This is a genomic window from Deinococcus deserti VCD115 (genome assembly GCF_000020685.1).
Taxonomy (GTDB): domain Bacteria; phylum Deinococcota; class Deinococci; order Deinococcales; family Deinococcaceae; genus Deinococcus; species Deinococcus deserti.
Map to the genome: position 1 here is coordinate 1,282,743 of NC_012526.1, position 12,475 is coordinate 1,295,217.

Annotated in this window: 15 protein-coding genes; 3 read left to right on the plus strand and 12 right to left on the minus strand. The window is 64.3% G+C overall.

Translation table 11 applies throughout. The annotated features are described in order from the left end of the window. The first annotated feature begins 89 nt into the window (after nt 1-89). Nucleotides 90-980 carry a hypothetical protein gene (locus DEIDE_RS06085; RefSeq protein ID WP_012693077.1) on the plus strand — a complete coding sequence of 297 codons (891 nt, stop codon included), beginning with the start codon at nt 90-92 and terminating at the stop codon, nt 978-980. A gap of 82 nt (nt 981-1,062) precedes the next feature. Here DEIDE_RS06085 and trmD read toward each other — a convergent pair whose 3' ends face one another. From trmD to ftsE, 7 genes are all read right to left on the minus strand, one after another. Further along, complete coding sequence (gene trmD, locus DEIDE_RS06090) at nt 1,063-1,869, minus strand: tRNA (guanosine(37)-N1)-methyltransferase TrmD (RefSeq protein WP_012693078.1); 807 nt, start codon at nt 1,867-1,869, stop codon at nt 1,063-1,065. 6 nt (nt 1,870-1,875) lie between these two features. Continuing rightward, on the minus strand, nt 1,876-2,460 hold the full coding sequence (rimM, locus tag DEIDE_RS06095; RefSeq protein WP_012693079.1) for a ribosome maturation factor RimM: 585 nt from the start codon (nt 2,458-2,460) through the stop codon (nt 1,876-1,878). Next, entirely contained in the window at nt 2,457-2,696 is a 240-nt protein-coding gene (locus DEIDE_RS06100; RefSeq protein ID WP_012693080.1) for a KH domain-containing protein, read from the minus strand. The genes rimM and DEIDE_RS06100 overlap by 4 nt, the downstream gene beginning before the upstream one ends. Before the next feature lie 105 nt (nt 2,697-2,801). Further along, nucleotides 2,802-3,050: a 30S ribosomal protein S16 gene (gene rpsP / locus DEIDE_RS06105; RefSeq protein ID WP_012693081.1), complete on the minus strand. Its 249-nt coding sequence runs from the start codon at nt 3,048-3,050 to the stop codon at nt 2,802-2,804. Between the two features lie 135 nt (nt 3,051-3,185). Then, nucleotides 3,186-4,826, minus strand: a complete 1,641-nt coding sequence (locus DEIDE_RS06110) for a peptidoglycan DD-metalloendopeptidase family protein (RefSeq protein ID WP_012693082.1) — start codon at nt 4,824-4,826, stop codon at nt 3,186-3,188. Next, a complete protein-coding gene (locus DEIDE_RS06115) occupies nt 4,823-5,683 on the minus strand; it encodes a cell division protein FtsX (protein WP_012693083.1) in 861 nt (286 codons plus the stop codon). The genes DEIDE_RS06110 and DEIDE_RS06115 overlap by 4 nt, the downstream gene beginning before the upstream one ends. Further along, nucleotides 5,683-6,366, minus strand: a complete 684-nt coding sequence (ftsE, locus tag DEIDE_RS06120; RefSeq protein ID WP_041227456.1) for a cell division ATP-binding protein FtsE — start codon at nt 6,364-6,366, stop codon at nt 5,683-5,685. The genes DEIDE_RS06115 and ftsE overlap by 1 nt, the downstream gene beginning before the upstream one ends. A 132-nt stretch (nt 6,367-6,498) precedes the next feature. Here ftsE and DEIDE_RS06125 point away from each other — a divergent pair, with 132 nt between their 5' ends. Then, nucleotides 6,499-7,815, plus strand: coding sequence for a S41 family peptidase (locus DEIDE_RS06125; protein ID WP_012693085.1), 1,317 nt, complete (start codon nt 6,499-6,501; stop codon nt 7,813-7,815). Between the two features lie 201 nt (nt 7,816-8,016). Here the strand turns inward: DEIDE_RS06125 and DEIDE_RS06130 are convergent, their stop codons facing one another. Together DEIDE_RS06130 and DEIDE_RS06135 are read right to left on the minus strand one after the other, a co-directional pair. Then, the gene (locus tag DEIDE_RS06130) at nt 8,017-8,634 is read right to left on the minus strand and encodes a hypothetical protein (RefSeq protein WP_012693086.1); all 618 of its coding nucleotides are present in this window, start codon (nt 8,632-8,634) and stop codon (nt 8,017-8,019) included. Next, nucleotides 8,631-9,206 (minus strand): GNAT family N-acetyltransferase, encoded by a 576-nt coding sequence (locus tag DEIDE_RS06135; RefSeq protein ID WP_012693087.1) that lies wholly within the window; start codon nt 9,204-9,206, stop codon nt 8,631-8,633. The genes DEIDE_RS06130 and DEIDE_RS06135 overlap by 4 nt, the downstream gene beginning before the upstream one ends. A gap of 72 nt (nt 9,207-9,278) precedes the next feature. On the opposite strand from DEIDE_RS06135, the gene DEIDE_RS18390 reads away from it, so the two are divergent. After that, a protein-coding gene (locus DEIDE_RS18390; RefSeq protein ID WP_076611701.1) for an IS630-like element ISDds8 family transposase occupies nt 9,279-10,233 on the plus strand; the annotation gives its coding sequence in 2 pieces (ribosomal slippage) (nt 9,279-9,629 and nt 9,631-10,233; 954 coding nt in all). Nucleotides 10,234-10,252: 19 nt separating this feature from the next. On the opposite strand, the gene DEIDE_RS06150 is transcribed toward DEIDE_RS18390, so the two are convergent. The 3 genes from DEIDE_RS06150 to DEIDE_RS06160 form a co-directional block, all read right to left on the minus strand. After that, complete coding sequence (locus DEIDE_RS06150) at nt 10,253-10,633, minus strand: diacylglycerol kinase (RefSeq protein ID WP_012693090.1); 381 nt, start codon at nt 10,631-10,633, stop codon at nt 10,253-10,255. Between the two features lie 4 nt (nt 10,634-10,637). Continuing rightward, on the minus strand, nt 10,638-11,105 hold the full coding sequence (ybeY, locus tag DEIDE_RS06155; protein ID WP_012693091.1) for an rRNA maturation RNase YbeY: 468 nt from the start codon (nt 11,103-11,105) through the stop codon (nt 10,638-10,640). Nucleotides 11,106-11,173: 68 nt separating this feature from the next. Further along, the gene (locus DEIDE_RS06160) at nt 11,174-12,238 is read right to left on the minus strand and encodes a PhoH family protein (protein WP_012693092.1); all 1,065 of its coding nucleotides are present in this window, start codon (nt 12,236-12,238) and stop codon (nt 11,174-11,176) included. Between the last annotated feature and the right edge of the window lie 237 nt (nt 12,239-12,475).

Genomic DNA, 12,475 nt, shown 5'->3' on the forward strand with positions numbered 1-12,475 from the left:
GGAAGGCGTGAGTGAGGCGTTAGTCATCAGCGCCTAACGTGGAGGCAGCTCTGTTCCGGCACCAGCCCCAATTCTTCCGCGAGGACACCATGAAAAAAGCGCTGTTGACCTTTTGTCTGCTCCTGGGTACAACCGCAGCCCAGCAGGGCCCGGCCACCACGTCCACCCTGACGGGTATTCGCCTGACTCCTGGGGCCATCCGGGTAACCGACGCGGGCGCGACACGCGAACTGGGGCAGTATCTGAACACGCTGGCCAAAGATCAGGGGAGTGGCTGCCAGACCAGCGAGTACCTGGTATGGGACGATCCTGACCTGGCCGAGCAGATCAGCGACGATCTGGCCTCGGCGTTCCAGGCCCGCAAGCTGGTGTTCAAGACCCTCAGCGAGGAAGAGGAGGAGGAGGCCTATTCGCTTTCATTCCTGCTGACCCAGTCGCCAAATCGTTTTGTCGGCATGCTGTTCATGGACTCCGAGAGTGTGGTACTGGGTTGGTGTCATCTGAAAGCGGCGGCCCAACAGGCTGCGCCAGCGGCACCAGCTGTTCCCGCAACTCAACCCAGGCCAGCGGCACCCACCAGTGCTTCCCAGCAGGCAGGTCAGCAGTCCGGGAGCGCGCCCAGGCCCGGACATTACCGCGGGGAACTGGTGGGAGATTTCAAAGGCAACGCCATCAGCTTTCAGGTGGCGGCCGACGGCAAGATCATCAGCAACGTGCAGATGACTGGTTACTGGCGGTGCAGTGATTCGCTGAGCAACACCACCTATAAGACCAATCCCAGGCTGGTCAGTACCTATGGAGCCATGCCAGGAACCGTGCCTGTAAAGGGAGGCCTCTTTTCCGCCGAGGCCAAGCAGCCTTATCTACTCTGGGATGTCAGTGGACGATTTGTGTCGCCGACTACCGCGCAGGGCACGTTCATGGTTCAGTCAAACGACTGTACGTCCTACAAGCTCACCTTCACCGCGACCCGTCAGTAGGCTTCGGCTGAGGCGCAGCGCCCTGCGCCACTGTTGTCTCCGTCGGGAAGGCGGCATGCTTGCGTCTTGCTGTGGGTACATTTCAGGATGCTGACTCGGTTGTTTCCGGACGCCGTTTGCGATGGCGTTTGACAGGAGCGGGTGGCGCTCCCCAGACGTCGAGCTCTTCCTGGCTTACCCCAAGTTCCAGCAGCGTCGCCGTGTCCTGCGGCGTGAGGCCGGCATCTGGCAGCAGGTCGGGGCGCCGTCTCCAGGTCCGCTCCAGAGCCTGCGCCCGGCGCCAGGCTGCGACTGCTGCATGATTGCCGCCCTTCAGGACCTCTGGAACCGGCTGACCCTGCCACTCGGCAGGGCGGGTGTATTCCGGATAGTCCAGCAGCCCGCTGCTGAAGCTGTCGGCCTGATGAGATTCCGGATCGCCCAGTACTCCAGGCACCAGCCGCGCGACTGCCTCAAGCACGCAGGCGGCGGCCGCTTCGCCACCCATCATCACAAAGTCGCCGATGCTCAGTTCGCGGGTCACCAGGCCTTCGACCCGGGCATCAAAGCCCTCGTAGCGGCCGCACAGGAATGCCAGATGCTGGCGACCAGCCAGTTCTTCGGCCACCTGCTGGGTGAAGCGCTCGCCCGCCGGCGTAAACAGAATGACCTCGTCGGCAGGAGGCAGGCTGTGCAGGGCACGCTCAGCCACATCCACACGGATCACCATGCCCGCGCCGCCACCGTAAGGTGTGTCGTCAACCTTCAGATGTCTGTTCTGCGCAAAGTCACGCATATTTACCAGATTGACGTCCACCAGCCCCCGCTCCCGCGCCTTGCCAACAATGGCTTCGGCAGCGAATGGAGCCAGGAGCTCGGGGAAGAGAGTAAGAAACGAAAACGTCAGCATCAGGGCCTATTTCTCAAGGTCTTTGGGGTTTCCCTGGTTCGCGGCGTCATCGTCACTCTCTGCTTCCTCGTCATCACCCAACAGCCCGGCCGGAGTTTCGGCTGTCAGGGTCAGCGAGACCGGCTGGCGACCTTCCAGATTCACCTGCACGTACGGCGCCTGAAGAGGCACAAACGAGTCGCCCCCCTCATGCCGGACCACCAGCAGATCCTGATGCCCCGAATCCTCCACGTCCACGACTTCGCCCAGTGGCGTGCCTGATTCATCACGCACCGGCAGGCCACGCAGCTCGTGGTAGTAATAGACGCCCTCCTCGGGGGCTGGCAGGTCGCTGTCGGCGGCATACACATTGAGGCCGCGCAGGGTCTCGGCCCCTTCCCGCGACGTGATGCCTGCCAGATGCAGCGCGACCCCCGGAACCAGCGGCTCGGCCCGGCGGACGCGCAGCCAGCCCCTGTCTTCAACATAGACGCGCGGCAGCTTCAGCACCTGTTCTGGACTCCCCAGCACATACAGCTTGATGCCTCCCTGCACGCCGTGCGGACCCAGGAAATGCCCCACGCGGGTGTGGTCGACTCCGGGCCCGCTCACGCTTTGCGCGGTGCGTCCAGGTCGACGTTAACGCGCTCGCGGGGGTCGCTCGCCGCGCGGACCAGCGTACGGATAGCCTGGATCACGCGGCCCTGACGGCCAATGAGCCGCCCTTCCTCGCCCGGGGCCACGCGCACCAGCACCGTCGGCCCACGCCTGGAAACGCGCACGAGCGACGGCTGGTCCACCACGCTCTGCGACAGAAACAGGGTCAGGTCCACAGGATCACTCTTCATGGGGCACATTCTAGAGTACGCTGGCGCCTTCCCGGGTTATTTGAACGTGCTGGGGCATGAGAAAGGGCCCCCGAAGGGGCCCCGTTCAGACTGAAGGGAAAACGCTCAGGCGACCTTGACGCCCTGCGCCTTGAGCAGGCGGCGGGCAGTCTGGGTGGGCTGGGCGCCCTGGGCGAGCCAGTAAGCGGCGCGCTCGGTGTTGACCTTCAGGTAGGTCTCGGTGGTCTTGCGTGGGTCGTAGTGACCCAGGTTTTCGATGTATCCACCGTCACGGGGACGACGGGCATCGGTCACCACAATGCGGTAGTGGGGGTTATGGGTGGAACCAAAGCGGGAAAGGCGAATCTTAACCATGTCAAAGAACCTCTGGGGTGGTGGTGAGGGTAAAGCTCCCGCTTAGGATCACGGGGTCATGCGCCCGTCAGCAGCCAACCGGAAAGCGCACCGCAAAAGAGTATCAGACCTTTCGGCCCAGGAGCAAGCCTGCCGCTAGAACCCGGGAGCGACAGGCTGCCGGGTTGCGCCCTGGACCCGGTTAAGCTGAAACGCCATCCGGCCAGGGCCAAACACCGGGCTTCCCCCAACCCGTCCCAGCGGCGTTCCCTGCGCCACCCGCTGCCCAGCACGTACCTGGGGGTCCTGCAGTCCCAGATACACCGTGACCGCGCTGGAGTGCTCGACCAGCACCACCCAGCCCAGACTGGCGTAATAGGTGGCGGCCAGGACGTCTCCTGCCTGTGACGCCACTGCCTGGGCGTCCTCGGGACCCTGCAGCACCGTCCACTGCGCTCCGTTGGTCCCGTACGGACTGCTGACCTGCCCGGAGCTGATCGGGAACCCCTGGGGACCCGTCTGCACCGGAAGCGGCGCCAGGGCTGCTTCGACCCGGGTCTGTTCCTGCTCGACCTGCTGGCGGCGCGCCTCCAGGGCAGCCTGCTCCTGCTGGATCTGCTGCTGACGGGCCCGCTGTGCCGCGGCCTGGGCGGCCCGCTGCTGCTCCGATCTCTCCGCAGCCTGGCGCTGGGCCTCTTGCTGCTCGGCCCGCCGCCGCGCAGCTTCCTGAGCCTGCCGCTGTGCCGCCGCCTGAGCCTGCCGCTGCGCGGTGGCCTGCGCCTGCCGCTTTGCAGCTTCTTCAGCCTCGCGTTGCGCGGCCAGCTGCCGGGCACGTTCCTCAGCCTCCCGGCGGGCCTGTTCCTGACGGGCACGTTCCTGAGCCACTCTCAACTGTTCGAGCCTGATGGCTTCCAGCCGGGCGCGCTCCTGGGCCTCGCGGATACGGCGCTGCTCTTCTTCGCGCCGGCGGCGTTCTTCTTCCAGACGCCGGCGACGTTCCTCTTCCAGGCGGCTGCGCTCGGCAACCACCTGACCGACAAGCTGATCGATGCTCCGGGCTGTCAGGGCCTGCTCCGCCTGGGTCTGGGCCGCCAGGGTCCGCTGTCCCTGTTCCGAAGCGCGCAATGTAGTCAGCAGCTGAGTCTGCTCCTGTCGCCGGGTCTGCAACTGCGCCAATGCTGTGCGGCGCTGATTCTGTACCTCGCGCAGCGCCCGGGCGTTGCTCTCCTGCTGCGCCTGCTGGGTCTGCAGTTCCCGAACTTCTCCACGCAGCGTCTCGATGATGCGGGTATTGTGCTGTCCCGCCATATTTGAGTACTGCAGCCGGATCAACAGGTCCGAGAGGCTGGAGGCCTGCGACAGGAGCTGAAGGTAACGCCCACTGCGTTCGCGGTACAGCGCGTTGAGAATCTGTCTGACGTCGTTCTGCAGCCGCGTGACCCGCACCTCAGTCACCTGACGCCGGGCCGTGGTGTCGCTCAGGGCCTGCTCGGCCAGGGCTGTGCGGGCATTGAGCGTGGCAACATCGTTTTCCAGGTTGGTGATGCTGCCGGCCAGGGCGTCCAGACGCGCCAGCGTTTCCTTCTGCTGGCTGCTGAGGTTGGCGATGCGGCTGCGCAGCTTCTGCAGCTCACGGGCCTGCTCGGCACTCTGGGCCCGCTGCTGTTGCAATTCACTCTGCAGCTGCTCCAGGCGCTGGCTGGTGGTCTGGGCTGCAGCCCCAAGCAGCAGGGTGCCCAGCAGCAGACCTAGCACCGGCCGGCGCCCCAGCAGCGCCGGGCGACGGGTCGGGGTCACTCCAGCTCCTGCAGGTAGCGGCGCGTGGCAAACAGGCTGCCTAGCAGGCCGATCATGATGCCCAGCACAGCCACACCTGAGAGCAGTGGCAGCAGCGTGGCGCTGTCGGTGACGACCGGGAAGACAGGAGCCAGTTCCTGCACGCGGCGGGCCAGCGTCAGGTATGCGGGGGTCAGCACCGCAAGGGCAAGGGTGGCGGCCAGCACCCCCACCAGCAGGCCCTCAATCACATGTGGAAGGCGGATAAAACCGCGCGTCGCGCCCAGCAGCCGCATCACACTGATCTCGTTACGCCGGGCGTACATGGCCACCCTTACGGCATTCAAAATGTTGAACAGGGTGCCCAGCAACAGCAGGCCGACCAGCGCGTAGCCCGCTCCACGCACGGCGGTCAGGGTCTTGACGGTGGGGTCCACATAGCCGGCTCCATACTCCACGTCCTGAACCCCGGGCAGGGTCGAGGCGGCCGCAGCCACTGCGCGCGAGTCTTCTACGCGGTTGACCAGCATGCGCAGCGTGTCCGGGAAGGGGTTGCCCACCAGCGCCGCAGCGTCCCGGGTATAAGGAGAGTCGCGGGTCATCTCTTCCAGCACCATCTCGCTGGTGACCAGCCGGGCCTCACGCACCTGTGGCAGGGCGCGCATGCGTGAAAGCAGATCGGTGTCGTTGGCGTCGGGTTTCAGAAAAGCCGCGACCTCCACCTGGGACTCGAGCTGCTGCAGGGTGCGGTTGACATTCAGCGTCAGCAGCAGCACGAACCCCAGCATCAGCAGCGTCAGGGTCATGGTGACCAGCGTGGACAGGGTGGCGGTCAGGTTGCCGCGCATCGCCAGCAGCGCCTGTCGGAAGTGGTACATCACAGGGCGTAGCCTCCGTAAGGATCGTCGCGCACCAGTTTGCCCTTACGCAGGGTCAGGGTGCGGTGGCGGTAGGTCTCCACCAGTTCGCGCGCGTGGGTGGCCACAATAACGGTGGTTCCACGCCGGTTGACGTTCTGCAGCACCTTGAGCACCTCACGGCTGTTGTCGGGGTCCAGGTTGCCGGTTGGCTCGTCGGCCAGCAGCAGGGGCGGATCCGACACGATGGCCCGGGCAATAGCGACGCGCTGTTGCTCGCCCTGGGACAGCTGGACCGGCAGGGCATACTTCTTGTGTTCAAGCCCGACCGTGCGCAGGGCGGACGTGACCCGTGAGGGCCATTCACGCTGCGGCACCCCGGTGACGCGCAGGGCGAAGGCCACATTGTCATAGGCGTTCAGATGTTCGAGCAGCAGATTGTCCTGAAAGACCGTCCCGATCCGGCGGCGCAGCAGGGCTGTGCGCCGGCCGCGGTAGCGTGAAAGCGACTCGCCGGCCACCTTCACTTCTCCACGGGTCGGCAGCGCCCGTTTGAGGACCAGATTCATGAAACTGCTTTTTCCGGCGCCCGAGTGGCCGACGAGATAAACGAATTCTCCCTTCCCCACATGCAGGCTCACGTCGTCCAGCGCCAGCGTGCGGGTCACGGGGTACTCCAGGGACACCTGCTTGAGGTCGATCATGCGCGCCTCAAAGGCAGCGCGAAAGGCAGGAATATCAGAGGCGATGGCATGCTCGCCGTTCAGCATAGCCCAGGCATCCGAATGGGAAGTTAAACCTCATGGTGGCTCACCCAGGGCGGGTATTCTGATCAGGTGAACCCTAAACGACTCACCATTGTTGCCGCCGCCCTGGCCGGCACTGCAGCGGTCGGATATGCGCAGCTTGGCGGGTACACCACTGCCAACCTCGCCAGCACGGCCTCAGGAAAGAGCCTCCTGGAGGTTTTAAACAACCTCAATCAGTACTACCTGTACCCGGTGGACCAGGAGAAGGTGCTGCGCGGCGCGATTCAGGGTGCGCTGGGCAGTCTGAATGACGAGTTTACCTACTACACCGAACCAGCCAACAGCGCCATCGACGCCGAGAACCTCAGCGGTGAGTTCGGCGGGATTGGCGTGACCCTGGTGGCCGCTAACCCGGACGGAACCGGCGGCAAGATCGACAACGTGTTCCGCGGGGGCGCGGCCTCCGAGTCGGCAGTCCAGATCGGCGACATCTTCGTGAAGATCGGCGACAAGGAAGTCATGACCAGCAAACTCGACGAGATCGTGCGTCTGGTGCGCGGCAAGGTAGGCACGACCGTGAACGTGACTTTCGCACGTGACGGCAAGCCATACACCGTCACGATGGAGCGCCGCAAGGTCACCATTGTCAGCGTCGAGCAGACCATTCTGCCCGGCAACGTGGGTTACATCGCTCTGAATACCTTCTACAACGAGAAGGTCAGCGAGCAGTTCCGCGCCGCAGTCGCCAGCATGAAGAGCAAGGGCGTCACCAAGCTGGTGCTCGACCTGCGTGACAACGGCGGCGGTCTGTTGAACTCCGGCGTAGACGTCGCCGATCAGTTCCTCCAGAGTGGTCCGATTGTCAGCCTGCGTGACCGGAGCGGCAAGACCACGGTCTCCGGTTCGGCCCGCGCGCAGGCCAGTGATTACACCGGCAAACTCGTCGTTCTGGTCAACAAGAACAGCGCGAGTGCCAGCGAAATTGTGGCTGGAGCGCTGCAGGACACCAAGCGGGCCAGCGTGGTCGGCGAGCAGACCTTCGGTAAGGGCGTGGCACAGATCCCGCTGACCACCACCGACGGCGGCAAGGTTGCCATCGTCAACAGCGCCTGGTTGACACCTGCTGGCCGCGAAATTCATAAGAAGGGCATCACGCCCGACGTGGTGGTCAAGGACACCCGCTCCACCCTGCCGCTCAACTTCAGTGGGGCCGGGGCGACTCCTGGGCAGAAGATCACCCTGACGGTAGAAGGCAAGCCTGTGACCGTCACGGCAGACAAGGACGGCAAGTTCACCTATACCGGCACGGTCAAGCGTCCGGTGCGCAGCACCTCTCAGGGTGAAGCCGTGGTGGACCTGCAGGGCGACGCTATTCTCAAGCGCGCTGTCGATCTGCTGAACTAAGCGAAGTCAACTTTGTGGCGCCCGCCTTCCGTGCCTGGAAGGCGGGCGCTGTGGTCACTGGCTTTTTCGCTTTGAACCAGGCTGGTTTGATCTGTTGCGACGAGCATACAGCTGGGCGTGGTGACCATTGGCCGGGCCTCGCGGTGCGGCGAGAACTGTCCTGGACAGGTTTGGATTGATTGTCGGGCTGGTCAGTCTGTATCAGTCCCAGTCCCATTCACGCCAGTCACTGGGCCTGGCTTCAGGCTGTCTGGAAGGGGTTGGCTGGGCACCAGAGCCCGGATACCACGGATAGGCCGCCGCCAGCGCCTCATCCAGCCGTTTGCGCAGCAGCGTGGCCAGCACAGCCGACTCACGGGCGCTCACGCGGCCGATTTCCTGTTCCAGCCGGACCTGGATCCGTCCCATTTCCGGCAGATAGGGTTCCCGGGCCTTGCGCACCGCTCCCTTTCGCAGGGGCTCTGGGTGCACCACGGGAATGTACGACTCAGCTGCCGCTTCCAGCAGGGCGGCTCGTCGCATTTCACGGACTTCGCGGGCCTGTTCAGCGCGTGCACGGGCATCGGCAGCCCGGGCCTGCGCTGCCAGGAAGGTGTCGTCACGCTCGACTTCCAGGACCCGGGCCTCGGCATACAGCTTCACGGGAGGCAGGCGGCGGCGTCCCATCCGCAGACCGTTTTCACGGGTAGTGTCATGCTCGCCCAGAAAGCGCCGGATCAGCGGTGGAGTCCAGCCCCGGTCCTTGAGGTCCTGAGTGGCCAGGAAGCCCTCTGGATTCACAGGTTTTTTCCCGGTCGGCCGGGTTTGCCGCGGACTCATGGTTCACGCGGCGTCCACTCTCGCCGAAGCAGGTCCAGGCGCACACTGTCAAAGCGCTGTCCACCGACCACCCGGGCCTCGCGTATCCTGCCGGCTTCCTGAAAACCCAGCCGGAGAGCTGCACGGATCATTCGCTCGTTGCCGCTCCAGGTAGTGAAGGTGAGCACGTGGGCTTCCGTTTCATCGAAGGTGGCCTGGACCCACTGTGTCAGAGCGCTGGAGCCCAGTCCCTGTCCCCACAGGGCCGGGTCGTACAGCAGGATGCCCAGGTCCCACCACCCGCCGCCGGCCGGCTCCTCCTCGGAGCGGTTGACCATGCCCACACATCGTCCTCCCAGGTCAATGACGCGCTGGTGTGGATCAGGCGGTGTCCGGGCCAGATGCTCCACATAGGCTTTCAGGGACGCGGTGGTAGTCGCCGCGGGAAAGTATGGAGCGTCCCACTGCCGCCACTCGGCCTGCGGGTCGGTCAGCCAGCGTTGCAGGGTAGACAGGTCACGCGGCCGGCGACCCCGGATAGTGACCTCCTGGGCCGGGGAGTGCTCTCGGGAACGGGCGGCCTCTTCACTCACGGATGCACTATGCCAAACCACGCAGTCTGACCGCGTGTTCCCGGTCTTTAGAGCGTTTGACAGAATAGAAGCATGAATACAGCCGGGGTCCGAGGTTACGCCATCGAGTTGCGGACGCGCATTGTGGCGCTGGTCGAGGGAGGCGCTTCCCCCGACGAAGCCGCACGACATTTCTCCGTGCATGTTTCCACTGTCAAGCGGTATCTGGCACGGCACCGGGCAGGAACCCTGCAAGTGGTTGCGCGGCCAACAGGGCGTCACCGTACGGTGACGGCTGATCACGAAGTGCAACTGCTGGCCCAACTCGAAACCCACCATGACGCGACCTTACAGGAGCACGCCGACATGTTGGAAGCCAGTACCGGGGTAAGGGTGAGTTACAAAACGGTAGACCGGGTCTTCCAACGTCATCACATCACTCATAAAAAAAACGCTGGTCGCCAGAGAACGCAGTGAGGAACGCCGCAGGGCGTTCCTGAACGATCTCCGGCCCCTTCTGGAACGCCCTGATCACCTGGTGTTTGTCGACGAGAGTGGCTTCAACACGGCCATGACGCGCGGGCATACCCGCGCGTCACGTCAGGAACGGGCAGTGGGAGTGGTCCCACGCAATCATGGCCGGAACTACACCCTGATCTGCGCCTTGAGTCTGGCTGGGCCACTGGCCCCCTTTGTTCTTGACGGTGCAGTGACGGGCGAGTGCTTCGAGTTCTATGTGGCCCAGGAATTGTGCCCACTGTTGCGTGCCGGGCAGGTGGTCATCATGGACAATCTCTCTTCACATCATCGAGCGTCCATTCGGACGCTCGTCGAGGAGGTCGGGTGCCATCTCTTGTATTTGCCGCCCTACAGCCCTGATTTCAACCCGATTGAGTGGTTGTTCTCGCAACTCAAGGCTCGGCTGCGGGGGGAGGCCCGTCGTACGGTGAAGAGCCTGATGCAAGGGATTGCGGACGCACTGAAGGTCGTGTCTGGGACCGATATCCAAGGGTGGTTCTTGGCAGCCTTCAAAAAACATCTCTTATGACAAATGCTCTAGAAGCCCGTTAGCCACCCAGCCGCTGGAGCAGCGGTGGCAGCAGCACCGTGGCGCCGACCCCCAGCGCTCCCAGGCTGCCTACCAGTACGGCCGCTGCCGCTGCGTCTTTCGCGACCTTGGCCAGCGGATGCACCGCCGGACTGGCCAGATCCACCACGGCTTCGACTGCGGTATTCAGCAGTTCCAGCCCCAGAACCAGCGCGCAGCTCAGGATTACCGGCGCGGCCGGCGCATTCAGCCACCAGGTCACGCCAAGCGCCAGAAGCGCAGCCCACAGTTCAATCCGGAAGTTCGCCTGAGTCCGGTACACGTGAGCCAGGCCCATCCAGGCAAACCCTGCCGAGCGCCACCAGCGTTTCAGGCTGAGGGCAGAGCCGTCCGAACGCATGGGCTCAGACCCCGGGAGGCAAGGCTGAGCGAGCCGCTTCCCAGGCATCATGGAAAATCTGCCACTCGGGTCCGGTGGCCCCTTCCTCGAATCCCAGGCCTTCGGCGTGGGGGTGGTCGTGCCCGGTCAGGTGCGTCATACCGTGACTGGCCAGCAAGGCCACCTCACGGGTCAGGCTGTGTCCACGCGCGTCAGCCTGGCGCCGGGCGGTATCCAGGCTGATCACGATGTCTCCCAGGTGCGGAGGCACAAACGGGTCACCCGGCTCCCAGGTGGGAAAGCTCAACACGTCGGTCGCGGCGTCCTCGTCCCAGTGCTCCAGCTTCAGGGCGCGGATCGCCCGGTCACCCACCAGCACGACCGTCACTTCCCGGTCTGCGACCCCAAAATGTCGCATGGTGGCCTCCAGACTCCGGCGCAGTATGGGGCGCAGCCCAGCCGGCGGGGCCTTGCGAACGATCAGGTCAATCATGCTGGCAGGGTAAAGCAAAAAAGCGCCGGGACCACGTGATGGACGTGATCCCGGCGCACACTGCCAGTTCAGGCAGGGCGCATGTCGTCCCCGTCGGCCTCGGGGATGCTGGCAAACTCGCCGCGCCGCGCCGCACGCTTGTCCTGCTCGGCTTCCTCGGCAACTTCGTAGGCTTTGATGATCCGGCCCACCAGCGGGTGGCGCACCACGTCCACCTCGGTAAACTCGTGCCAGGCGATGCCCTCGATGCTGCTCAGGACCCGCTTGGCCACTGCCAGGCCACTAGTGATGTGCCGTGGCAGGTCGATCTGGGTGACGTCGCCAGTCACAACAACCTTGCTGCTGTAGCCCATGCGGGTCAGGAACATCTTCATCTGCTCGCCGGTGGTGTTCTGGGCCTCGTCGAGGATCACGAAGGCGTCGTTCAGGGTGCGTCCGCGCATGAAGGCCAGCGGCGCGATTTCAATAACGCCACTGGTCAGATATGACTCGAACTTCTCCTGATCAAGCATGTCCTGCAGGGCGTCGTACAGCGGGCGCAGGTAGGGGTCGATCTTGGCCTGCAGGTCGCCGGGCAAAAAGCCCAGTTTCTCGCCGGCTTCTACCGCCGGTCGCGTCAGAATGATGCGCTTGATCTTCTTGGCCTTGAGGGCCTGAACGGCCATGGCCACAGCCAGGTACGTTTTCCCTGTACCGGCTGGACCCACGCCGAAGGTAATGTCACTGGTTTCGACCTTCTCAAGGTAGATTTTCTGACCGGGGGTCTTGGGTTTGATGCCTCGCGGAAGGCTGAGGCCAGTGATCTGGGTTTCCTGGGCCAGACTGCGGCCCTCATCGCTCAGGCGGGCGCTGCGCAGCAGGCTTTCAGGCGTCAGCTCGCCTCCGCTGCGGACCACGTCCAGGGCGTCGCGCACCATGCGCTCGGCGCGGGCCACTTCCAGCTCTTCGCCAGTAATGGTCATCGTTTCTCCGCGCGCGATCAGCTTGGCGCGGGTCAGTTCACGCATGCGCCGCAGGTTGACATCACCGGCGCCCAGCAGCGCGTATGCCTCGCGCTGATTTTCCAGCGCGACTGTGGCGGTTGCCGTGGGGGAGGGGGTAGAGGTGGACTGGGACTCGGTCGGGTCGGTCAAAACGGCTCCTGGCGCCACAGGCGCACACTCCCGCCGTGATGCTTCACGGGTGGGAGAAAGGGGACGGGTCTCATGCGGATGGATCATTGTCTGACCTGCCTAGGCGCCGGGACGTGTGCCACCGCACAATCTGAGCGTGTCTGGCAGGGTCGATAAAGCCCGGGCCAAGCCCGGAGAACAATTGTTTTGACCACACAGGGTCGTATCGGCCAGCTCCTGACCGCTACACTGACCCGG